Source organism: Neisseria sp. RH3002v2g (genome assembly GCF_014596425.2).
Lineage (GTDB): Bacteria > Pseudomonadota > Gammaproteobacteria > Burkholderiales > Neisseriaceae > Neisseria.
Map to the genome: position 1 here is coordinate 1,152,425 of NZ_CP110721.1, position 23,575 is coordinate 1,175,999.

At 48.6% G+C, this 23,575-nt stretch carries 23 protein-coding genes and 1 tRNA gene; 9 read left to right on the plus strand and 15 right to left on the minus strand.

Annotation, left to right across the window (positions count from 1 at the left end; translation table 11 throughout):
- Positions 1–80: 80 nt before the first annotated feature.
- The 7 genes from pheT to BBP27_RS05550 all read right to left on the minus strand — a co-directional run bounded on the left by pheT (position 81) and on the right by BBP27_RS05550 (position 7,081).
- Positions 81–2,444, minus strand: coding sequence for a phenylalanine--tRNA ligase subunit beta (gene pheT, locus BBP27_RS05520; protein ID WP_188212370.1), 2,364 nt, complete (start codon positions 2,442–2,444; stop codon positions 81–83).
- 104 nt (positions 2,445–2,548) lie between these two features.
- Positions 2,549–3,538 carry a phenylalanine--tRNA ligase subunit alpha gene (gene pheS / locus BBP27_RS05525; RefSeq protein ID WP_188212369.1) on the minus strand — a complete coding sequence of 330 codons (990 nt, stop codon included), beginning with the start codon at positions 3,536–3,538 and terminating at the stop codon, positions 2,549–2,551.
- 248 nt (positions 3,539–3,786) lie between these two features.
- On the minus strand, positions 3,787–4,146 hold the full coding sequence (gene rplT, locus BBP27_RS05530) for a 50S ribosomal protein L20 (RefSeq protein WP_003675502.1): 360 nt from the start codon (positions 4,144–4,146) through the stop codon (positions 3,787–3,789).
- Between the two features lie 12 nt (positions 4,147–4,158).
- Positions 4,159–4,356, minus strand: a complete 198-nt coding sequence (gene rpmI / locus BBP27_RS05535) for a 50S ribosomal protein L35 (RefSeq protein WP_003675505.1) — start codon at positions 4,354–4,356, stop codon at positions 4,159–4,161.
- Between the two features lie 143 nt (positions 4,357–4,499).
- Positions 4,500–5,021, minus strand: coding sequence for a translation initiation factor IF-3 (gene infC, locus BBP27_RS05540; RefSeq protein WP_079453755.1), 522 nt, complete (start codon positions 5,019–5,021; stop codon positions 4,500–4,502).
- Between the two features lie 17 nt (positions 5,022–5,038).
- Positions 5,039–6,952: a threonine--tRNA ligase gene (thrS, locus tag BBP27_RS05545; protein ID WP_003745962.1), complete on the minus strand. Its 1,914-nt coding sequence runs from the start codon at positions 6,950–6,952 to the stop codon at positions 5,039–5,041.
- A gap of 52 nt (positions 6,953–7,004) precedes the next feature.
- Positions 7,005–7,081 (minus strand) — tRNA-Val (locus BBP27_RS05550).
- A gap of 237 nt (positions 7,082–7,318) precedes the next feature.
- Here BBP27_RS05550 and tgt point away from each other — a divergent pair.
- From tgt to BBP27_RS05570, 4 genes are all read left to right on the plus strand, one after another.
- Positions 7,319–8,434, plus strand: coding sequence for a tRNA guanosine(34) transglycosylase Tgt (gene tgt, locus BBP27_RS05555; RefSeq protein WP_003745960.1), 1,116 nt, complete (start codon positions 7,319–7,321; stop codon positions 8,432–8,434).
- A gap of 85 nt (positions 8,435–8,519) precedes the next feature.
- Positions 8,520–9,530, plus strand: a complete 1,011-nt coding sequence (hemH, locus tag BBP27_RS05560; protein WP_188212368.1) for a ferrochelatase — start codon at positions 8,520–8,522, stop codon at positions 9,528–9,530.
- A 120-nt stretch (positions 9,531–9,650) separates the two neighbouring features.
- Positions 9,651–10,049, plus strand: a complete 399-nt coding sequence (locus BBP27_RS05565; protein ID WP_188212367.1) for a c-type cytochrome — start codon at positions 9,651–9,653, stop codon at positions 10,047–10,049.
- A 203-nt stretch (positions 10,050–10,252) separates the two neighbouring features.
- Positions 10,253–10,744 carry a disulfide bond formation protein B gene (locus BBP27_RS05570; RefSeq protein WP_039864291.1) on the plus strand — a complete coding sequence of 164 codons (492 nt, stop codon included), beginning with the start codon at positions 10,253–10,255 and terminating at the stop codon, positions 10,742–10,744.
- 59 nt (positions 10,745–10,803) lie between these two features.
- Here the strand turns inward: BBP27_RS05570 and BBP27_RS05575 are convergent, their stop codons facing one another.
- Entirely contained in the window at positions 10,804–11,532 is a 729-nt protein-coding gene (locus tag BBP27_RS05575) for a YebC/PmpR family DNA-binding transcriptional regulator (RefSeq protein ID WP_003745951.1), read from the minus strand.
- A 361-nt stretch (positions 11,533–11,893) separates the two neighbouring features.
- Here BBP27_RS05575 and BBP27_RS05580 point away from each other — a divergent pair, with 361 nt between their 5' ends.
- Entirely contained in the window at positions 11,894–13,324 is a 1,431-nt protein-coding gene (locus tag BBP27_RS05580) for an alanine/glycine:cation symporter family protein (protein ID WP_188212366.1), read from the plus strand.
- A gap of 58 nt (positions 13,325–13,382) precedes the next feature.
- Here BBP27_RS05580 and trhA read toward each other — a convergent pair whose 3' ends face one another.
- Entirely contained in the window at positions 13,383–14,009 is a 627-nt protein-coding gene (trhA, locus tag BBP27_RS05585) for a PAQR family membrane homeostasis protein TrhA (RefSeq protein WP_107867698.1), read from the minus strand.
- A 215-nt stretch (positions 14,010–14,224) separates the two neighbouring features.
- Between trhA and cysD the strand changes: the two genes are divergently transcribed.
- Complete coding sequence (gene cysD / locus BBP27_RS05590; RefSeq protein ID WP_003745946.1) at positions 14,225–15,139, plus strand: sulfate adenylyltransferase subunit CysD; 915 nt, start codon at positions 14,225–14,227, stop codon at positions 15,137–15,139.
- Positions 15,140–15,371: 232 nt separating this feature from the next.
- Positions 15,372–15,935: an RBBP9/YdeN family alpha/beta hydrolase gene (locus tag BBP27_RS05595; protein WP_049322739.1), complete on the plus strand. Its 564-nt coding sequence runs from the start codon at positions 15,372–15,374 to the stop codon at positions 15,933–15,935.
- A gap of 134 nt (positions 15,936–16,069) precedes the next feature.
- Here the strand turns inward: BBP27_RS05595 and pyrC are convergent, their stop codons facing one another.
- The 4 genes from pyrC to BBP27_RS05615 form a co-directional block, all read right to left on the minus strand.
- A complete protein-coding gene (gene pyrC / locus BBP27_RS05600; protein ID WP_070504408.1) occupies positions 16,070–17,104 on the minus strand; it encodes a dihydroorotase in 1,035 nt (344 codons plus the stop codon).
- A 97-nt stretch (positions 17,105–17,201) separates the two neighbouring features.
- A complete protein-coding gene (locus BBP27_RS05605; RefSeq protein WP_070588346.1) occupies positions 17,202–17,795 on the minus strand; it encodes an NMCC_0638 family (lipo)protein in 594 nt (197 codons plus the stop codon).
- A gap of 11 nt (positions 17,796–17,806) precedes the next feature.
- Positions 17,807–18,031, minus strand: a complete 225-nt coding sequence (locus tag BBP27_RS05610; protein WP_003681929.1) for a sulfurtransferase TusA family protein — start codon at positions 18,029–18,031, stop codon at positions 17,807–17,809.
- A gap of 287 nt (positions 18,032–18,318) precedes the next feature.
- The gene (locus tag BBP27_RS05615; RefSeq protein WP_223168980.1) at positions 18,319–18,711 is read right to left on the minus strand and encodes a hypothetical protein; all 393 of its coding nucleotides are present in this window, start codon (positions 18,709–18,711) and stop codon (positions 18,319–18,321) included.
- 209 nt (positions 18,712–18,920) lie between these two features.
- Here BBP27_RS05615 and BBP27_RS05620 point away from each other — a divergent pair, with 209 nt between their 5' ends.
- Entirely contained in the window at positions 18,921–19,532 is a 612-nt protein-coding gene (locus BBP27_RS05620) for a CNP1-like family protein (protein WP_036491852.1), read from the plus strand.
- A 63-nt stretch (positions 19,533–19,595) separates the two neighbouring features.
- Here the strand turns inward: BBP27_RS05620 and BBP27_RS05625 are convergent, their stop codons facing one another.
- Positions 19,596–20,711 (minus strand): porin, encoded by a 1,116-nt coding sequence (locus BBP27_RS05625; protein WP_070607859.1) that lies wholly within the window; start codon positions 20,709–20,711, stop codon positions 19,596–19,598.
- Between the two features lie 388 nt (positions 20,712–21,099).
- Between BBP27_RS05625 and BBP27_RS05630 the strand changes: the two genes are divergently transcribed.
- On the plus strand, positions 21,100–21,846 hold the full coding sequence (locus tag BBP27_RS05630; protein WP_070607861.1) for a carbonic anhydrase: 747 nt from the start codon (positions 21,100–21,102) through the stop codon (positions 21,844–21,846).
- A 63-nt stretch (positions 21,847–21,909) separates the two neighbouring features.
- Here the strand turns inward: BBP27_RS05630 and pyrG are convergent, their stop codons facing one another.
- Positions 21,910–23,544 (minus strand): CTP synthase, encoded by a 1,635-nt coding sequence (pyrG, locus tag BBP27_RS05635; protein ID WP_070607863.1) that lies wholly within the window; start codon positions 23,542–23,544, stop codon positions 21,910–21,912.
- Positions 23,545–23,575 lie beyond the last annotated feature (31 nt).

Consider the following 23,575-nt stretch of genomic DNA (forward strand, 5'->3'; position numbering starts at 1 on the left):
CAAAATTCTTTTAAAAATCAAGTCCTCACCAAAAAATCAAATATGATTGGCGATTTTTGGCGACAACTTTTATCTTCATTTTAAGCACGAAGTTGCGCATCTTTTTCGGCCGCGGCTTTAATCATTTTCGCAACCAAAGGCTCGATGACTTCATCTGTCAGCGTACTTTCCATATCCTGCAAAATAATTTTGACGGCAACGCTCTTCATGCCTTCAGGCACGCCCGTACCGCGGTAAACGTCAAACACGCTGATTTCTTGAACCAGCTTGTTCGCCGCCGCTTTCAGGGCATTTAACAAATCATCATGCGTTACAGCTTCAGGCATTACAAATGCCAAATCTCGGCGTGCAGGCTGGAATTTGGATACGGTCTGATAACGGGTTTTCTCACGACCAAATACCGCATCCATATCGATTTCAAACACCAGCGGCGCTTGTGGCAAATCATATTTTTGCAGCCATTTCGGATGCAACTCGCCAACAAAACCAACTACTTTGCCGTCTGAAACAATATTGGCGGCACGTCCAGGATGCAATGCCGGATGTTCGGTCTTCACAAAGGATACCTCTTTGTTTTTCAAGAGGCTCTCAACATCGGCTTTCATATCGTAGAAATCTACGTTGCGTGTTTTCTCGCCCCATTGCTCGGGCAACACGGAGCCATACCACAAACCGCCGATCCGTTCGTTTTGAACAAATTGATCAGCTGAATCTTTGCGGAACACGCGGGCAATTTCAAATACGCGTACACGGTTTTGCTTACGGTTCAAATTGTTTTGCAAAACTTCCACCAAACCGCCGATAAGCGTAGAACGCATGACGGCATACTGCGCCGCCAACGGATTTTGCAGGCGGATAGGATGGGTATTGGCAGCAAAGTCTTGCTCCCATTGCTCATCCACAAACGCATAGCTGACCACTTCGCGGTAACCACGAGCCGCCATTTCGTTATAAACCGCAAAACGCGGGCGTTTGGTTTCAGGCAGAGCCAACATTTTCAGACGGCCTGAAGTATAGTCGTCAGGGATATTTTCATAACCGTAAACACGGCCGATTTCTTCAATCAAATCGGCTTCGATTTCGATATCGAAACGGAAGCTAGGAGAAGTGACACGGAAGCCTTCTACGGTTTTCTCAGGCTGCAAACCCAAGTGTTGCAAGATAATTTCGACTTGCTCGGCAGAAATTTCAACGCCCAATACCGTTTTCAGACGGCCCAAACGCAATTCGACCTGTTTTGCCTCAGGCAATTTGCCTTGTGCCTCAACCATTTCACCGGCCGCGCCACCGCAAATCTGCAACACCAATTCGGTAGCACGCTCAATGGCATCAGCTTGCAAGCGGTAATCCACACCGCGTTCAAAGCGGAAAGAAGAATCCGAACCAAAACCGTATTGACGGGATTTACCGGCAATAATCTCAGGAGCAAACCAAGCAGCTTCCAATACAATATTTTGCGTCTCATCAGAAACCGCACTTGCTTCGCCGCCCATCAGACCGGCCAAGCTCAACACACCTTTTTCATCAGCGACCACCAGTGTATTGTCAGCCAAAGTAACCGTCTTCTCATTCAGGCACGCCAAAGTCTCACCATTTTGAGCACGGCGGACAATCAAACTGCCCGACAGCTTATCGGCATCGAAAACATGCATCGGCTGACCAATTTCCAGCATGACATAGTTACCAATGTCCACTAATGCGGAAATGCTGCGGATACCGCTGCGTTCCAAACGTTGTTTCATCCAATCGGGAGTAGCCGCTTTCGCATTGACATTTTCAATAACGCGGCTGATAAAACGGCCGCAGTCTTCCGGTGCGTCAATACGGACAGCCTGTTTTTTCTTACTGCCGATAGAGGCCGTCTGAATTTCGACAGGCGTAAACGCACATTGCGTCAACGCAGAAACTTCACGCGCAATACCTTTAACACTCAAGCAATCAGCGCGGTTAGGCGTAATTTTCAGCGTAAACAGCGTATCGTCCAAATCCAAGTATTCGCGGATATTGGTACCGACGGGCGCATCTTCGGGCAGAATATGCAGACCGTCTACACCATCATCAGGCAAACCCAATTCATTGGTCGAACACAGCATACCGTTTGATGGTACGCCGCGCATTTTAGTCGGCTTAATTTTGAAATTGCCCGGCAAAACGGCACCCGGCAACGAACACGGCACTTTAATGCCCGGCTTGACATTCGGCGCACCACAAACAATCTGAACCAACTCGCCCGTACCGACATCAACTTGGGTAACGTTCAAACGGTCTGCATCAGGATGTTTCTCAACGGATTTTACTTCGGCAACAACCACGCCACTGAAAGCAGGGGCGGCAGTATCGATTTCTTCCACTTCCAAACCGGCCATGGTCAAAAGATGTTCCAGTTTATCGGCAGAAAGATCAGAATTGGCTTGGGTTTTCAGCCATGAATAAGGAAATTGCATATTATTTTCTCTACTATCAGGCCGTCTGAAACAAATTTTTATCAGACGAAATCAGTAATATCTATTCACTTTTTCAGACGGCCTATCAAAAGACCATCTGAAATTTATTTAAACTGCTTCAAGAAGTTCAAATCGTTATCGAAGAACAAGCGCAGGTCATTGACGTTGTAGCGCAACATGGCAAAGCGGTCGAGACCGATACCGAAAGCGAAACCGGTATATTTTTCAGGGTCGATATTGACGTTTTTCAATACGTTAGGATGTACCATACCGCAACCGCCTACTTCCAACCATTTGCCGTTTTCGCCCATGATGTCGATTTCGGCAGAAGGCTCGGTAAACGGGAAGAAAGACGGACGGAAACGCACTTGCAGGTCATCGCGTTCAAAGAAGCGACGGATAAAGTCAGTGAACACTGCTTTTAAGTCGGCAAAAGTGACACCCTCTTCTACCCACAAACCTTCGGCTTGATGGAACATAGGCGAGTGAGTGGCATCACTGTCCACACGGTAAACGCGGCCGGGAGCAATAATTCGGATAGGCGGCTCTTTTTTGTCGAGCATATAGCGGATTTGAATAGGCGAAGTGTGTGTACGCAAAACGTCGCCGTTTTCAACGTAGAAGGTATCTTGCATCGCGCGCGCTGGGTGATTTGCAGGAATATTCAAGGCTTGGAAATTATGGAAATCGTCTTCGATTTCAGGGCCGTCCGCCACTTCAAAACCCATACCATGAAACAGCTCAACCACACGTTGCAAAGTCAAAGTAACCGGATGCAAACCGCCAGATTCTTGCGCACGGCCCGGCAAAGTAATATCCAAGGCTTCTGCAGCCAATTGGGCTTGCAGCTTGGCTTCATTCAGAGCATCGCGTTTGGCATTAAAGGCCGTCTGAAACTGATTTTTGCATTCGTTGATGTGCGCGCCTATGGTTTTACGCTCTTCAGGAGACATTTGACCCAAAGTTTTCAAAAGACCGGTCAATTCGCCGGTTTTACCAAGATAGCGTGCTTTAATTTGTTCTAAGGCATTGAAGTCTTGCGCGGCTTCAATAGCGGCAATACCTTCTGCAACGATACGGTTTACATTTTCCATAGTAGTTTATCGTCTGTTTGTTGATGGCAGGCCGTCTGAAACAACAAAGCCGTCTGTTGGGTTTGATTTCAAACCTGTTCAGACGGCCTTTTGTATTAGTGCGGCCAATCCGTTTGATAAGAGGGGCCTATTTTATCGCAAATCAGTATAAAAAAATAGAGTTTAAAGAAAGAAAATCAACTACATAGAGTTTCTTCTGGAAAAGAAAAAAGGAAGCATAAGCTTCCTTTTTAAATAATCTTATCGAATTAAGCAGCCAAAGCAGCTTTAGCTTTTTCAACCAATTGTGCAAATGCAGCTTTGTCGAATACAGCCAAATCAGCCAATACTTTGCGGTCGATTTCGATAGCAGCGCGTTTCAGGCCGTTCATGAATTTGCTGTAAGACAGACCATTTTCACGAGCACCTGCGTTGATACGAACGATCCACAGTTGACGGAATTGACGTTTGCGTTGGCGACGGTCACGGTATGCGTATTGACCGGCTTTCATTACCGCTTGTTTGGCAACACGGTAAACGTTTTTACGACGACCGCGGTAGCCTTTGGCTAACGCGAAGACTTTTTGGTGACGAGCACGAGCGGTAACACCGCGTTTTACGCGTGGCATATTCTAAACTCCTTAAGCGTAGGGCAACATTTTAGCAACAGAAGCCAAATCGCGTGAATCCACCATAGCGGTGCCGCGCAATTGACGTTTAGTTTTAGTGGTTTTTTTGGTCAGGATGTGACTTTTGAACGCATGACCGCGTTTTACACCACCGTTACCCAGTACTTTAAAGCGTTTTTTCGCGCTAGACTTGGTTTTCATTTTAGGCATTGGAAAACTCCATTCGTTATTAGATAAGGTATAAGGGGGTTTTGAAATAAATTTCAAACGCTTGAAACCCAAAATACCACGGTTTTTGCCGCTAATTAAACCTTATTTCGAGCGGCAATCGAAATAAGCCTTGGATTATAGCTTTATTTTTTCTTAGGCGCAATCATCATCACCATTTGACGACCTTCCATTTTAGGGAAGGACTCGATTTGCGCTACTTCTGCCAAATCTTCTTTTACGCGCTCAAGCAGTTGGGCACCCAATTGTTGATGGGCCATCTCACGACCGCGGAAACGCAATGTTACTTTAACTTTGTCACCATCGGCAAGGAAGCGGTTGATGTTGCGCATCTTGATTTGATAGTCGCCTTCATCTGTACCCGGACGGAATTTAATTTCCTTAATTTGTACCTGCTTTTGGTTTTTCTTGGCTTCGTCGCGCTTCTTGGCTTGTTGGTATTTGTATTTACCGTAATCCATCAGTTTGCATACAGGCGGTTTGGCAGTCGGGGAAATTTCTACCAAATCGACATCTTGCTCTTCGGCCATAGCCAGAGCTTCACGAACTGAAACGACACCAAGCTGATCGCCTGACTCACTGATTAATCGCACTTCTTTGGCGGTAATTTCACCATTGATTCGTGCTTCGCGTTCTTGAGCGATGATGAATACTCCTATAAAAATTAATGATTGACGAGGGCGTCAGTGATTTCTTGCTGCAATTGTGCAATGAAATCATCGACATTCAAAGAACCCAAGTCTTCTGCTTTGCGGCGTACCGCAACTTTGTTTTCTTGTTTCTCTTTATCGCCGACAACGATTTGATAAGGGAAACGGTATTGGCTGTTGTCGCGGATTTTGTAACCGATTTTTTCGTTACGCAAATCCAATTCGACACGGAAGCCTGCCGCCTGCAACTTGGCAGCCACTTCTCGACAATAATCTGCTTGGTTCTCGGTGATATTCATAATCACCATTTGAACCGGCGCAAGCCACAATGGGAATGAGCCTGCATGGTTTTCAATCAGAATACCGATGAAGCGCTCCAATGAACCCAAAATTGCACGGTGCAACATTACAGGACGCGCACGGTCGTTGTTTTCAGTTACATATTCGGCATTCAAACGCTCCGGCAATACGAAGTCCAACTGCAAGGTACCACACTGCCAAGAACGACCCAAGGCATCTTTGACATGGTACTCAATCTTAGGACCATAGAATGCGCCTTCGCCAGGCAATTCTTCCCACTCTACGCCGCAAGCGGTCAACGCATCACGCAGGCCTTGTTCGGCTTTATCCCAGACTTCGTCAGAACCTGCACGTTGCTCAGGGCGGAGGGACAACTTCACAGCAACATCATGGAAGCCGAATTGTTTGTAAATGCGAACCAGCAATTCATTGAATGCACGTGCTTCATCAACGATTTGATCTTCAGTACAGAAGATATGCGCATCATCCTGCACAAAACCGCGAACACGCATCAAACCATGCAACGCACCGCTTGGTTCATTGCGGTGGCAAGAACCGAACTCAGCCAAACGCATTGGCAAATCGCGATATGAACGCAAGCCGTTATTGAAAATTTGCACATGACCCGGACAGTTCATCGGTTTAACCGCGTATTCGCGTTTTTCTGAACTGGTCACAAACATATTGTCTTTATAGTTTTCCCAGTGGCCGGATTTTTCCCAGAAGGTTTTATCCATAATCTGAGGCGTTTTCACCTCTTTATAACCGGCAGCATTCAGCTCTTTGCGCATATGCTGCTCAATCACTTGCCACAAAGCCCAGCCTTTAGGATGCCAGAACACCATGCCCGGCGCTTCATCTTGCAGGTGGAACAAATCCAATTGTTTACCCAGCTTACGATGATCGCGTTTTTCCGCTTCCTCGATGCGTTGGATATAGGCTTTTAATTCGTCTTTACTTGCCCAGGCTGTACCGTAAATACGTTGCAACATTTCATTGTTGCTGTCGCCGCGCCAGTATGCGCCTGCCAGTTTGGTCAGCTTGAAGTTTTTCAAGAAACGGGTATTGGGAACGTGAGGACCGCGGCACATATCGACGTACTCTTGATGATGATACATACCCATTGCTTCCACTTCAGGCATGTCTTCAATCAGACGCAATTTGTACTCTTCGCCGCGATCTTGGAAAATTTTGATGGTTTCTGCACGGGGCGTCATCACTTTAACAACGTCATAGTCTTGTGCAATCAATTCTTTCATGCGCGCTTCGATGGCGGCTACATCATCAGGCGTAAATGGTTTTTCAGTTGCAATATCGTAATAGAACCCGTCTTCAATCACCGGGCCGATAACCATTTTGGCATCAGGGTAGAGCTGCTTGACCGCATGACCGACCAAGTGCGCGCAGGAGTGGCGGATAATTTCCACGCCTTCTTTGTCTTTAGGCGTAATAATTTGAACGTGGGCATCTTCGGTAATCGGATCGCAAGCATCCACCAATTTACCGTTAACCTTGCCCGCTACCGTTGCCTTTGCCAAACCTGCACCGATAGACGCTGCAATTTGCGCCACGGTAACGGGTGATTCATATTGGCGGACCGAACCGTCCGGCAAGGTAATGTTCAACATCAGAAAGCTCCAAAACATTAAAAAATAACGGCATAAAGCCGTTATGGAAATTTGGTAGGCACAATTGGACTCGAACCAACGACCCCCACCATGTCAAGGTGGTGCTCTAACCAACTGAGCTATGTGCCTTCATCTAAGTCGCTTATTGTAACGAAGCGTGTTCCCTTTTGCAAGCATCTGTAAATACTTTTCAGACGGCCTGGATATTTTTGTTTGATTTATGCCTCATTTTTTATTTCTTCTATTATTCAGGCCGTCTGAAGCATTGTTTTGACAAAGATAAAATCCAGCCGTCAACCAACGAAAAATCCTTTATAATCTGCCCTTTCATTTCGCACACACGCGAACGTCCAATCTCTTATTATTATGCTCAAATTTACCTTACACAAAAAAGACGGTCATGCCCGACGCGGTACTTTGGAACTGAACCACGGCAAAATCGAAACGCCGGTATTTATGCCGGTCGGCACTTACGGTTCGGTCAAAGCGATGAACCCGCAAAACCTGCATGACATCAAAGCACAAATCATCTTAGGCAACACTTACCATCTGTGGCTGCGCCCAGGCTTGGAAGTCATCGAACAATTCGGCGGCCTGCACGAATTTATCGGTTGGGACAAGCCGATTTTGACCGACTCGGGCGGTTTTCAAGTATTTTCGTTGTCCGATATGCGCAAGCTGACCGAAGAAGGCTGTACATTCCAAAGCCCGATCAACGGCGACAAACTGTTCCTCTCGCCCGAAGTGTCGATGAAAATCCAAACTGTGTTGAATTCCGACATCGTGATGCAGTTGGACGAGTGCACTCCTGGCGAAGCAACACACAGCCAAGCGCAAAAATCGCTGCAAATGAGCCTGCGCTGGGCGGAACGCAGCAAAAAGGCTTTTGAAGACCTGAAAAACCCGAATGCGTTGTTTGGCATTGTACAAGGCGCGATGTATGAAGATTTGCGCGAAGAATCGCTGAAAGGTTTGGAAGAACTCGACTTCCCCGGCTTGGCCATCGGCGGCTTGTCCGTTGGTGAACCCAAGCCTGAAATGTACCGTATGTTGCGCGCTGTTGGCCCTATCCTGCCGGAACACAAGCCACATTATTTGATGGGCGTCGGCACGCCTGAAGACTTGGTGTACGGCGTGGCACACGGTGTGGATATGTTCGACTGCGTTATGCCCACCCGCAATGCGCGTAACGGCTGGCTGTTTACCCGTTTTGGCGATTTGAAAATCAAAAACGCCAAACACAAACTCGACAAGCGTCCGATTGATGAAAGCTGCACCTGCTACGCCTGTCAGAATTTCAGCCGCTCCTACCTGCACCATCTACACCGAGTCGGCGAAATCTTGGGCGCACAGCTCAACACCATCCACAATCTGCACTTCTACCAAGTCATCATGGCAGAAATGCGCGAAGCCATCGAACAAGGCAAATTTGCCGATTGGCAGGCGCAATTCCATGAAAACCGCGCCCGCGGTGTGGATTAATCCTTTTAAAGGCCGTCTGAAACCAGGTTTTGATTCAAACTGCTTTTCAGACGGCCTCAATATTCATCATTAATAAAGTACAATCATGTCCCGTTTCCATACCGAACCGGCCCTAGCCTACACCGCACAAAACCGCACTGCCGTTCTGCTGCTCAACCTCGGCACGCCTGACGCGCCCACTGCTGCCGCAGTCAAGCCTTACTTGAAAGAATTTCTGTCCGATCAACGCGTTGTCGAACTACCCAAGCTCTTATGGCAACCGATATTGCGCGGCTTGGTATTAACTTTTCGCCCGAAAAAAAGCGCGCATGCCTATGAAAAAGTTTGGTTTAAAGAAGGTTCGCCGCTTGAGGTTTACACACACCGCCAAGCAGAAGCCCTGGCCAAACATTTGCCCGATGTCATCGTCCGTCATGCCATGACTTACGGCAACCCGAGCGTTGCCGACGTTTTGGCGGAACTCAAAGCCCAAGGCGTGGGCAAATTGCTGGTCATCCCGCTTTATCCGCAATATGCCGGCTCTTCTACCGGCGCGGCCTTGGACAAAGTGTTCCAAGAATTATTGCTGCAACGTAACCAAATGAGTGTCCGCACCGTTTCCCGTTATTACGACGATGTTGCTTATATCCAAGCCATGAAGCAGCACATTGAAGCCTATTGGGCCCAAAACGGACGCGGCGAAAAACTGATGTTGAGTTTCCACGGCATTCCGCAAAAGCATCACGACGACGGCGACCCCTATCCTGACGAGTGCCACCATACTGCCAAACTGTTGGCGCAGGCATTGGGCTTGTCCGAACAAGAATACATCGTTTCTTTCCAAAGCCAGTTTGGCAAATCCCAATGGGTCAAGCCCAGCACGCAAGCCTTGTTTGATCAGCTGCCAAAACAAGGCACGACCAAACTCGACGTCTTCTGCCCCGGTTTCATGGCCGACTGCCTCGAAACCATGGAAGAAATCGCCATTATGGGACGCGAACAATTCCACGCCGCCGGCGGCAAAGAATACCGTTACATCCCCTGCCTCAACGATTCCGCCGACTGGATTGCCGCACTTGCCCAATTAAGCCGGGCCAATCTGCAAGGCTGGATTTGACCTAAACCAAAGGCCGTCTGAAAAATCCACTTTCAGATGGCCTTTAGCGTTATCATCAAGTTATTCAAACGCAAACCAAGCGTGTAGCCATCAAAAACACGACTCAAAAAGGAACACATCATGACTGCACTCCGCCCTATCCTGCTCCTCCTGACCGCACTCAGCATCCCAACCACTTTTGCCGCTGATGCCACGCTGATGAGCAAAGGACAAAAGATTTACGAAACCAACTGCGCCGCCTGCCACGGCAAAAAGGGCGAAGGCCGGGGTGCCATGTTCCCGCCACTGTTCCAGTCCGACTATATCAATAAAAAACCGCAAGTTCTGTTGCAAAGCATGACCAAGGGCATCAACGGCCCGATTAAAGTGAACGGCAAACCCTACAACGGCTTCATGCCTTCTACCGCCATCAATGATGCCGATGTCGCCGCCGTTGCCACTTACATCATGAACTCCTTTAATAATGGCGGCGGTACGATTACTGAAGCAGACGTCAAAAAATCTCACGGGAAAAAATAAAACGTCTCTCCCCTAAAGGCCGTCTGAACATTTCAGACGGCCTTTTCTGTACGACACATTTTGTTTCTATGTATATGGTTATGCAACATCAACAAACATACGCAAAAAACCGTCAAACCCAAAAAAAGCATATGCGTTTTGTGTTAAAGTAAACATTATTTATCGGCTGTTTTGCGTCTAGGCCGTCTGAAAGGTTTTATGTGATGAACTTTTTCCGCAAGACTGTTTTATTTTTAGTCGTCCTCTCCATATTTGCCGCCTGCGGCTCCTTTATTTCCCAATACGTTTTGGGCATGAACCCGTGCGTATTATGTATCCTGCAACGCTTGTGCGTATTGGCTGTCGGACTGTTGGCCATTGTTACGGCGTTCAGCTCGCAATCTTCCAAATTTGCCCGTTCGCTCTCGGCATTGTTGATTGCCGCTCCGGCCGTCTACGGCGCCGGTGTCGCCGCCTATCAAATTTGGTTGCAAAGCCTGCCGCCCGGCACCGCCCCTTCTTGCGGCGCACCTTGGACCTTCCGCCTACGCGACTGGCCTTTGTTCGATTGGTTTGAACCCATCGTCCGCGGCTTTGGCAACTGCGCCGAGCCGGACTATCTATTCGGCGTCGCCCTGCCGGTGTGGAGTATTTTGTATTTCAGCTTCGTGGTATTGCTGCTGCTTTGGGCTTGGTTGAAAACCAGAAAAATCTAATTGGTTTCGATATAAAAAGGCCGTCTGAAATTTCAGACGGCCTTTTGTTCTTTAAACTATTAGTCCAAATTCAACACGGCAGAAGTGTAAACGTCTTGTACGTCGTCCAAATCTTCCAATGCGTCAATCAGTTTTTGCATTTTAACCGCATCTTCGCCACTCAACTCGGTTTCGTTTTGGGCGCGCATGGTAACGTCGCCGTCAACAGATTTGTAACCTGCCGCTTCCAAAGCCGCTTTCACGCCTGCCCAGTCGTTTGGCGCGGTAATCACTTCGATGGAACCGTCGTCATTGGTGATGACGTCTTCCGCACCGGCTTCCAAAGCCGCTTCCATCAGCGCATCTTCGTCAACGCCCGGTTCAAACACCAAATAGCCTTGATGCACGAAGTTGAACGCTACGCAACCGTCTGTACCCAAGTTACCGCCGTTTTTAGTGAACGCATGGCGCACGTCGGCAACGGTACGGGTTTTGTTGTCGGTCAGACAGTCTACCATCAAAGCCGCGCCGCCGATGCCATAGCCTTCGTAACGCAACTCGATGTATTCCACGCCTTCCAGATTGCCCGTACCTTTATCGATGGCACGTTGCACGTTGTCTTTAGGCATATTGTTTTCGGCGGCTTTTTCCAAAGCCAGGCGCAGGCGTGGGTTTGCGCCGGGGTCGCCGCCGCCCATGCGGGCAGCAACGGTAATTTCTTTAATCAGACGGGTGAAGATTTTGCCGCGTTTGGCATCTTGTCGGGCTTTTTTGTGTTGGATATTTGCCCACTTACTATGACCTGCCATATTGATTCCTTTCGTTTTTTCACGCGCTGAGGCGGGATGTGCTTTATTTGTAAGGCGTGCATTTTATCATAAGTTGCCTTTACCCAAAATATTCAGACGGCCCGAATATTTGCAAAAACAGGCCGTCTGAAAAACAAAGAATCTTTTTTAAAGATGCATATTTACGGCAAACCTTTGTCAGTTTTCCGTTTTAATTCACGAAGGTTTACGGTATGATGACAAAATCGGTCAGGATTGTTAACAACTTAACCGGTATTAAACGGCAAAACGGCCTGCTCGCCCTTGTTGCCAACCGCGAAAATGAACGGGAGTAGTTGCCCGTATCATTTTCTTTTTATTTGTTTTTCTTAAAGGTTATATTATGGAAGAAATATTGTCTGCTCTGGTGGGTGCAGTCAATCTGGTTCTTTGGGACTACCTGCTGATTTATGCCTTAATCGGCATCGGCCTGTTTTTTACCCTGTACTTGGGCGCACCGCAAATTACCAAATTAGGAACGGGTTTCAAATCCGTTTTCGGCGGCTTGTTCAGTAAAAAAGACAAAGACCACGAAGGCAAATCCCTGTCTCAATTCCAAGCGCTTGCCGTGGCGATTTCCGCGCAAATAGGTACCGGTAACGTTGCCGGTGTGGCCACTGCGATTACCGCCGGCGGCCCGGGTGCCATTTTTTGGATGTGGTTGTCTGCCATTTTGGGCATGTCTACCATTTTTGCAGAAGCCGTTTTGGCGCAAAAATACCGCGTGGTCAGCCACGGCAAATACATCGGCGGTCCTGCGTTTTACATCACGCACGGCCTGACCCCGAAAATCGGCCGGGGCGCGGCGCGTTTCCTGTCCGGCTTTTTCTCCATCGCCTTGATTATCGCGCTGGGCTTCATCGGCAACGCGACCCAATCCAACTCCATCGCTTCGGCCATGAATTTGGCTTTTAATATTCCGCCGATGGCAGTCGGTATTGCCGTGGCCGTACTCGCCGGCCTGATTATCATCGGCGGCATCAACCGCATTGCCGGTATCGCGCAATTTGTCGTGCCGTTTATGGCGGTAATTTACATCTTATGTGCCGTGATTATCTTGTTCAAATTCTCCGACCACATCATTCCGATGTTCAGCCATATTTTTGTTGCCGCTTTTAATCCTGAAGCGGTATTGGGCGGTGCGGCCGGTATCGGTATGCGCGAGGCCGTCCGTTTCGGCGTGGCACGCGGCCTGTTTTCTAACGAAGCCGGTATGGGTTCGACCCCGCACGCTCATGCAACCGCCAACGTCAAACATCCTGTGCAACAAGGTATGGCTGCGTTTATCGGTATCTTTATCGATACGCTGATGGTCTGCACGGCAACCGCGCTGATTATCCTGCTGACCGACGCCAACCTCTCCGGCGAAACCGGCGCGGCGGTTACCCAACTGGCTTTTAACAAAGCCTTTCCGGGTTTCGGTTCGCAACTGCTCGCCGTCTGTCTGACCTTCTTCGCCTTTACCACCATCATCGGCTGGTACTACTTCGGCGAATCCAATATCCGCTTCCTGTTCCGCGGCAAACACTTGGGCATCTACCGCACACTGGTTTTGGTGGCCATCGTATTGGGTACATTGGGCAAAGTGGATTTGGTTTGGAGCATGTCCGATATGTTCAACGGCTTTATGGTCTTGCCGAACTTAATCGCCCTCTTCCTGCTGCGTAAGGAAATCCGTGCGGTTTACGACGATTATCTGGCACAAACCAAAGCCGGCAAAGAGCTGACCTACAACTATGAATTCCACGAATTCCACGACAAAAACCCTGATTAACGACAAACAAAAACCTCTCAGTCAAACTGAGAGGTTTTTTATTTCAGGCCGTCTGAATCTACAACACATAAAAATAAATGCTGATAAATTGCGTCAAACTGCCTGCCAAGACAAACAAGTGCCAGATACCGTGGCCGTGGCGGATTTTCGTATCGTTGATAAACCAATAAATTCCCGCGCTATACAACACACCGCCCAACACCAGCCAAAATAATCCGCCCGCCGAAAGCGATTTTATCAGCGGCCACACCGCCACCACAATCAGCCAGCCCATTAACACATAAATCACCATCGACAGCAGCCGCTTCTCGCTTTTGCGCCCGATCGTCAGCTCCTGAACAATGCCCAGCAAAGCCAGCCCCCACGATACGCCGAAAAGCGACCAACCCCAGCCGCCGTGAAGGGTAATCAGCGTAAACGGCGTATAACTGCCTGCAATCAAAAGATAAATCATGCAATGATCGACCTTTTGCAAAATCGCCTTGGCCTTCGGCTGCGGAATACTGTGGTATAAGGTTGAACCCAAATACAGGAGCAGCAGGCAGATTCCGTAAGTCAGTGCACCGGCAATCCGATAGCCGTCCGCCGATTCCACCGCTTTCACCAGCATCAGCACCAACGCCGCCACTGCCAATAAGAAACCGGCCAAATGGCTGTACGCATTAAATCTCTCGCCGTGATACATAAACCATTCTCATTTCTAAAAAACCAAAGTGTACGCGAAGACAGGCGCTTCGTCAGAGAAATCGGGTTAAAAATAAGTTAAAGCGCAAAGGCCGTCTGAAAACACACTCGGGCAATATAACAAAAACATCTTTGCAACAAACAAACCATTCTTTCCCTTTTTCAGACGGCCTCACTAAAGTATCGGCTATCGCCAAGATTGCAAAGAGAGAAAAAATGTCCATCCAAAACCACCACCTCGACTGGCTCGAAGCCGAGTCCATCTACATCATCCGCGAAGTGATTGCCAACGCCCAAAACCCGGCCCTGCTGTTTTCCGGCGGCAAAGACTCCGTCGTCTTGCTGGCGCTTGCCGTCAAAGCCTTCCAAATCGAAGGCCGCCCGCTGAAACTGCCGTTCAAACTCCTGCACGTCGATACCGGCCACAACTACCCCGAAGTCATCCAGTTCCGCGACGATACGGTCGCCCGCACCGGCGTACAACTTGTGGTCGGCAGCGTAGAAGAATCCATCCGCAAAGGCAGCGTCGTCTTGCGCCGCGAAACCGATTCGCGCAACGCCGCCCAAGCCGTTACACTGGTTGAAACCATTGAAGAACAAGGCTTTGATGCGCTGATGGGCGGCGCGCGCCGCGATGAAGAAAAAGCGCGCGCCAAAGAACGCATCTTCTCTTTCCGCGACGAGTTCGGCCAATGGGATCCTAAAAACCAACGACCTGAATTATGGTCGCTCTACAATACGCGCCTGTTCCAAGGTGAAAACATGCGCGTATTCCCGATTTCCAACTGGACGGAATTGGACATCTGGCAATACATCGCACGCGAAAAACTCGCCCTGCCGCCGATTTATTACACCCACAAGCGCGAAGTTGTCGAACGCAACGGCCTGCTCGTTCCCGTTACCCCGTTGACCCCAAAACGCGAAGGCGAAGTTGCCCAAATCCGCGATGTCCGCTTCCGTACCGTCGGCGATATTTCCTGCACCTGCCCGGTTGCCAGCACCGCCGCCACACCTGAAGACATCATTGCTGAAACCGCCGCCGCGACTATTTCCGAACGCAGTGCCACACGCATGGACGACCGCGTATCGGAAGCGGCAATGGAAGAGCGCAAAAAACAAGGCTATTTCTAAACCGTTTTTTCAGACGGCCCCTATATATTTCAAACCCGAACAACACGGCAAAGCCTTCCGCCCCTGCCGTGTTGTTTGCTTTATTATTCTTGCAAATATCATTTAACAACAAAAACTTAATCAAAAATCCTGATACAGCGACAAACAATAAAACATAAACAAACATGGTATAATAAACACTTGCAGGCAGAGATTTAGACAAAAGTCTCAGGCCGTCTGAAGGAGGAGAAACATGAACCGACGCGTTTATATCGTACATGGCTTTGAAGGCAATCCGCACGGCAACTGGTTTGACTGGCTTTGCGCCCAAATCAAAAGCACCGGCGCACAAGCAATCTCCCTCGCCATGCCCAATCCCGACAAACCAAGCACGACCGCGTGGCAGTTTACCCTTGACCAGCACATCGGCAAGCCCGATGCCCATACCTTCCTAGTCGGCCACAGTCTCGGCTGCATTACCCTCCTTCACTTTCTCAGCCGCCAACAGCCCCAAAAAATCGGCGGTCTGTTGCTTGCCGCCGGTTTTGCCGATACGCTGCCACCCCTGCCTGCGCTTGATGCCTACATTAAAGCAGCGTCGCCCGATTTCGACATCCTGCGCAAAATCGACATGCCCAAACACTGTCTGGTTTCCGACAACGACACCCATGTTCCGCCCGAACTGACTTTGGACATGGCGGCCAAACTCAAAAGTCCTGTTACCCATATTCCCGAAGGCGGCCATTTGATGGCTTCGGACGGCTTTACCCAACTGCCGCAGGCTTGGGAAGCACTGAAACCCATGTTGACCGAATAAACACGCAATATAATTTGGTTTTCAGACGGCCTTGTCTGTCTCCCCTCCCCACGACAGGCCGTCTGAACGACAATAAAAAAACAACCTGCCCTTTCAAGCAGGTTGTTTCTTTTTATGCCTTATTGACAGCAAATTTAATATTGCACCGTCCATTCAATCTCACCGCCGGCCCTCATCGGTACAAGCTCGCCATCGCCGTAAGGTACGCTGATAGGTACGGTTTGTGTTTGTTTGACCAATGTGATGGTATCGGTATTTTCAGGCAGACCGTAGAAGTGCGAACCGTTTCTAGAAGCAAAGGCTTCCAGTTTGTCCAACGCGCCTGCTTTCTCAAACACTTCAGCATAAAGCTCAATGGCAGTCATCGCGCTGAACATACCGGCACAACCGCAAGCATTTTCTTTGGCAGTTTTGGCATGTGGTGCAGAATCCGTGCCGAGGAAGAATTTGTGCGCCTTATCACCGGTAACGGCGGCAACCAAAGCCTGACGGTGGGTTTCGCGTTTGAGAACCGGCAGGCAGAAATGATGAGGGCGCACGCCGCCGACCAAAAGGTCGTTGCGGTTGAGCAGCAAGTGTTGCGGCGTCACGGACGCGGCCACATTATCGCCAGCTTCCAATACCAGTCGGGCTGCTTCGGCAGTGGTGATGTGTTCAAACACGACCTTGAGGTTGGGCACTTGCGCCAGAACCGGCTTCATCACGCGCTCGATAAAGGCGGCCTCGCGGTCGAAAATATCGATTTCGGGGTCGGTTACTTCGCCGTGAACCAAGAACAAAATACCCTGTTTCGCCATTTCTTCCAACACGGGAATTAGCTTAAACAAGTCGGTCACGCCGGAATCGGAATTGGTGGTCGCGCCTGCTGGATAGAGTTTGAAAGCCACGATACCGGCAGCCTTGGCTTCACGCACGAGTTCGGGAGTAGCGTTGTCGGTCAAATAAAGCGTCATCAACGGCTGAAAGGCACTGCCTTCTGGCAGGGCGGCCATAATGCGCTCTTTGTATGCTTGGGCATCGGCAATGCTGACAACGGGCGGCTTCAGGTTGGGCATGATAACCGCGCGACCCATTTGTCGGGCGGTGTAGGGGGCAACGGCTTTGAGCGCGTCGCCGTCGCGCAGGTGTAAGTGCATATCGTCGGGGCGGATGATGGTCAGGGTTTGCATAGCTTACTTTCGAGTGGTTTGGTTTGATAATGTTTCAGACGGCCTTTATTCGGCGGTAACGGTTTCTATCGATTTGATGTTTCAATCGTCAACCGGCCTAAGGCAAAACGGCGGCCTTATTGTCGTAAGAATGATGGGTCAAATAAAAAACAGCCTGTACCGGAAAATGCTCGGACGACGTTGTTTTGACGGTCAGCAAGGTTTCTTTCGGACTGCCGGACGCGCGCCATGCGTAGGAAATCTGACGCATAGGCAACGGGGCTTCCGCCAAATTATCGGCACGCAACTCAGCGTTCAAACCTTGCGGCGGATTTTCTGCCAAAGCTAAAAATTGTTTGAAAATCAGATGGTCGTCGGCTTTAGCCGTGCGCACGCTGCAACTGTCTTCAGTCAGGCTCAAATAATAATCTACGCCGTTTTCCGTTTTCTTCCAAATGCTTAATGCCTCCAAATCCATCATTCCGGCAGGCAAATCGGCAATATCTTTTTTCGACAATAAAACCAGTTTGTTGGCATTGGCAAACTCGCCGACAAGGGCGGCATCGCCGTCTGAGGCCACGCAGCTTTGGCGGAACAAGTCAGTGACATTTTGGGCATAATCGGCAGCGTTCTGCGGCGAAACGCCTTCCTTGCCGCATGCACTCAGGCAGACGGCCAATACGGCGGCACACAACGCGACGGCTTTAGACATTTCAGACGGCCTTATTTGTGTTTCAACACCAGCTTGAACACGCCGTCGGCTTCGCTCGATTCCAACAAGACATGTCCGGTCTGACGGCAAAACGCTTCAAAATCGCCGGGCGCGCCGCCATCGGTAGCCAATACGGTCAGCACTTCGCCCTCCTGCATTTGCGCCAAAGCTTTTTTAGCACGCAAAATCGGCAGCGGGCATTTCAAACCGATGACATCCAGAGTTTGTGTATTCATAAGGCTCCATAGGTGTATTGGGGTTAGGTTTTATTGCCGCGTTACCAACAGCGGCACAACTATTCAGCTATAACTAACGCAATGATAAATTTAACTTTTAACTATTTTAGGGAATTCAGCATTTTTAATGTAAAAGAAATTTTTTTGCGGTATTTTGTGAATTTTTAGAAATATATTTTTCAATCAATATGGATGTTTCTGCAAAATACTCAGTAGATGTTTCAAATTCTCTTGTTTGTTGCATCTTTGTGAAAGCAATGTAAAACATAAAAAATTCTGTCAGACTATTACTCAACTGATAAAAATTCGGGTCTCCTGGTCTTCCTTGCATATACAGGAGACATTAAATGAGTTACATCGCAAAAAATAATGGCATCACTATCTGTACAAGCAAAAATTTGATATTTCCCATCTATAAATTCTTCATAATCTTGCAAAGCCCAATGTTCGACTGTTGTAAATTCAGAATGTAAAGGCAGCAATATTAAATTGAAATTACTATTTCCAAAATAACAATCCCCCTTCATTTGGACATGCTGATAATAATATAAAAGCTCCCCTTGAAAAGATGAGGATGAAATATCCAGCTCTTCAAATGAAAATTCTAATTTATTTGAAGGAAATGGGGTTGTTCTTGAATATAGTTCTACTAACTCACTTAGTACATTGTCTAATTTCATATTTTCCCCTTAGCATTTATCTTGTTATCGATTTAATCGTTGTTTCAAAGCTGCTTTGCGATCGATTAACCTTCCTGTATTTTTACCGCTACGTCCTTAGTATAAAAATTCGTCATATTAATCAGAATTAACGTCAATTATACCGCACTTACTTGCACCCCACCCTGCAAGCCCATAAAATAAAGCCGTTTTTCACTTTGGAGCTGTCTATGCGCCGTTTTGCCCTTCTCGCTCTCAGCCTTGCCGCGACTCAAGCATTTGCTTTGGGTTTCAGCCAAAAAGATACGCTGACCAACACGCGTTATCAGGAAAGCCCTGAAGAAGTTGCCGCACGCGAATTTAAAGAACACAAAGCCGAGTTGCCGCCCCTGCCCGATACCCAATCGGGCGATTGGTTCGACCTCTATGTCAACGAAACCTACGGCAAGCAGCCCAAAATCCTGCTCAGCAGCCTGCAAATCATGCCTGCGCCGGACAACAGCATCCGCTACGTCTTGAACGTTCGCTCCGACAAAGGCTACGACAACCTCTCCGTCGAAGGCCTCTATTGCGCCCGCACGTCCTTTACTTACAGCAACGACAAGCGTTCGTCTTACAAAGTATTCGCTTACGGCGATACAGTAAACCGCCGCTGGATCGAGCCGCGCAAAGGCGATTGGAAGCTGATCGGCAATGCGTTCAGCCGCAACGATGCCCTGCACACCGCCCTGTATCAGGCATTCTGTGTCGACGGTATGCCGACAACGGTCGAAGGTTTGGTACAACGTTTGAAAGAACGCGGCGGCCGTCACGGTACCACGCTGAGCAACCACGACAAATAAACAGCTTTAATCAACAAAAAGGCCGTCTGAAATTTTTCAGACGGCCTTGTCTTTAGAGACAGCTTAGAATTTGTGATACAGACCCACAGAAGCGGCTTTTTGTTCAACGCCGCCTTTGTTGGCTGCAGTCAGACGGGTTTTGTTGCCGACTTTCAAATACGCCAGTTGGGCATTGACGCCGGTGCGTTTGCTGAAGGTGTATTGGCCGCCGACAACAACTTGGTCGAATTTATCCACCAATTTCTCGCCGCTGTTCACGCCCTTGGCAGGCCAGCCGTGCGCGTAAGTAATGCGTGGGGTCACATTGCCCAATTTGTAGCCGACAGTTACCGCTGCATCAACCACTTTCACGGCTTCCTCTTTGCCTAAGTCGGTAGTGATGTCACTACCCTTGTACTTATTAAAATCATCGGTGAAATAGCCTAAATATTTGTTGGCTGTCTCATGGCCTTTGGCATAGTGTACACCACCGCCGACAAAGAGATTGTCTTTATTGTAGTAAGTTTCAACTTTGGCGATTTGCGCCGCTTTGACTTTGCCTGATTTGTCGGTGTACGCGCCGTTGTAGTGGCCGTAAGCCGCATTGGCGGTAAAGCCGTTTTTAGAGAAGCTCACGCCGCCGGTGTATTGGTCTTTAGCCGGTTTGGTGTGCGTGTATTTGTCTGAAGGATTGCGGTTGTCGCGCGGTGCGTAAGACACGTTGAATTTGAATCCACCGAAATCCGGGCTGTCGTAGCGTACAGCGGCGTTACGGTTGCCGGTACGGGTAAAGATGCCCAAGCCTGCGGCATTGGTTTTGTACATCCATGGATCGATGGTGTCCATTTCATTCAGCATATTGCTGAGTTTACCGGCGCGAATCTTACCGAAGTTACCTTGCAGGCCGATGAAGGAGTCCCGAGTGGCAAAACCTTGGGAACCACCGGTAATGGCCGTTTTTTGTTCTACCTGCCAAATGGCTTTCAAATCGCCGCCCAAGTTCTCGCTGCCTTTGAAACCGATACGGGAAGTATTGTCATTGATGCTGGTTGCGGTAGAGCTGGTTTCAGAACCTGCATCACCTTTGATTTTTACTTGACCGACGGTCACGCTGCTTTTGATTTGACCATACAGAATCACTTCTGCAGATGCAGCCAGCGGCAAACCGGCAATAACCAAAGCGATAATCGATTTTTTCATTATTCTCTCCAAAACAAAGTTAAAATCTCGTGAAAACACGTTTAGCAATATTAATGTTTTCCAGCGCTACAAACAACTACTTTCATCTTGAGAAACACTTTTATTCATTAGAGTTTAGACTTTTTACAACATTTTCAAATAAAACAGGCCGTCTGAAAGAAATTTCAGACGGCCTCTCCTATTCAAAGTCACGACAAGGACAACCAACCCTCCTATTGCAATTATTTAATCAAAAATGATTGCTTGATAAATGTTTGCCATATATCAACCCAACATTCCCAAATTGCCACTATCATTAACTTTCTTCTTATGAAGAAGTTTTTTTATATCAATAATTTATATGGTATAAATTTTTCCTTTTACCTAATGTAAATAAATAGGAGCCCTTATGTTGAACAAACATCTCTTTTTATCTTTGCTAATGGCTGTCTCTACTGCAACGGTATCCGCCGAAACCCATCATGCACATTGGTCTTACACAGGTGAAAACGATGCTGCACACTGGGGCGATTTGAGTGAAGACTTTGCTGTCTGCAAAACAGGCAAACAGCAATCTCCAGTGGACTTCTCCACGACAAAAACAGTAAAAGGCAAACAACCGGCATACCGTTACAACGTCGCCGACTACAAAGTAGAAAATAACGGCCATACCCTTCAAGCTACGCCGCAAGGCAAGGCACAAACCATCGTGATTAACGGTAAAACCTATACCTTCAAGCAATTCCACTTCCATACGCCGAGCGAACATACTTTCAAAGGCAAACATTTCCCGATGGAAGCGCATTTCGTCCATCAAGCCGAAGACGGCACTTTGGCGGTCATCGGCTCTGTATTTAAACCGGGCAAAAACAATCCTGCCTTGTCCGCACTCACTGCCAAAAAACTGAAAGCGGGCGAATCCGTAACCTTGAAAAACTTGAATATCCAAGCCCTGCTGCCTAAAGATAGCAAGTCCTTCCAACTAAAAGGCTCGCTAACAACGCCGCCTTGCAGCGAAAACGTGACTTGGGTTGTCTTAAAAACTCCGGTTCAAGCTGATGCGGCACAGTTCAAAGCCATGCGCGACATTATCGGCGGCGAAAACAACCGTCCCGTACAACCTTTGAACGACCGCGAAGTCAATGAAGACAAATAACTTCTAAGGCCGTCTGAAAACAAAAAAGCACCCGGATAACGGGTGCTTTTTCAATCACATCAATCAGGCTTTTTTGTTACCCAACGCAGCTTTCACAAACGCGCTGAACAAAGGATGGCCTTTGCGCGGATTGGAAGTAAATTCCGGATGGAACTGACACGCGAAGAACCAAGGATGATTTGGCAATTCGATGGTTTCAACCAAACGCTCGCGACCTGCGGATACACCACCGATGACCAAACCGGCTTTTTCCAACTGAGGAACATAGTTGTTGTTGACCTCGTAGCGGTGGCGATGACGTTCACGGATATGTTCGCTGCCGTAGATTTTTGCGGCAAGGCTGCCCGGTTTGAGGTCAACTTCTTGAGCGCCCAAACGCATGGTGCCGCCCAAATCGGCAGATTCGTCACGGGTTTCTACGCTGCCGTCGGCAGTTTGCCATTCGTCAATGAGGGCAACGACAGGCGCGGCGCATTTCAAGTCAAACTCGGTAGAGTTCGCACCTTTCAAGCCTGCAACGTCGCGGGCGTATTCGATCAGGGCGATTTGCATGCCCAGGCAGATGCCCAAGTATGGTACGTTGTTTTCACGCGCATAGCGTACGGCGGCAATTTTGCCTTCTACGCCGCGTGAACCGAAGCCGCCCGGCACCAAAATCGCATCCATGTCTTTGAGCATGGAAACGTCGCCATTGCTCTTCTCGATGCTTTCGCTGTCGACAAAGGTAATTTGTACATCGGTTTCAGTATGAATACCGGCGTGTTTCAGGGCTTCGATCAATGATTTGTAGGACTCGGTCAAATCAACGTATTTGCCGACCATTGCGATTTTGACGGTGTGTTTCGGATTTTGAATCGCGTGAACGATTTTCTTCCATTCGGTCAAATCAGCTTGTTTGACATTCAGTTGGAGCTGCTCGGTAATGATGTTGTCGATGCCTTGGTTGTGCAGCATTTCAGGGCATTCGTAAATGCTTTCCACATCGTAGCTGCCCACGATGGCACGTTCTTCAACGTTACAGAACAATGCAATCTTACGGCGCTCGTCCGCAGGCATTTCTCTGTCCATACGGCAGATCAGGATGTCCGGTTGCAAACCAATGCTCAACATTTCTTTAACGGTATGCTGGGTCGGTTTGGTTTTGATTTCGCCGGCGGCGGCAATGTAAGGAACATAGCTCAGGTGGGCAAACAATGTATTGTTGCGGCCGAGCTGGCTGCGCATTTGACGGATGGCTTCCAAGAAAGGCAACGATTCGATATCGCCGACTGTACCGCCGATTTCGACAATCGCCACATCATAACCGGCCGCGCCTTCATGGATACGGCGTTTGATTTCATCGGTAATGTGCGGAATCACTTGTACAGTACCGCCCAAATAGTCGCCACGACGCTCTTTAGCAATCACGTTTTCATAGACTTGGCCGGTACTGAAGCTGTTGCGGCGGGTCATGGTGGCGTTAATGAAACGCTCGTAGTGACCGAGGTCGAGGTCGGTTTCCGCGCCGTCATCGGTCACGAATACTTCACCGTGTTGAAACGGGCTCATGGTACCCGGGTCAACGTTGATATACGGGTCGAGTTTAAGCATGGTCACGTTCAAGCCACGCGACTCGAGAATAGTAGCAATAGAAGCGGCGGCGATACCTTTACCCAAAGAAGATACAACGCCGCCGGTTACGAAAATAAATTTAGTCATGATGTGATACCCATGTTGGAATGTGTGATTT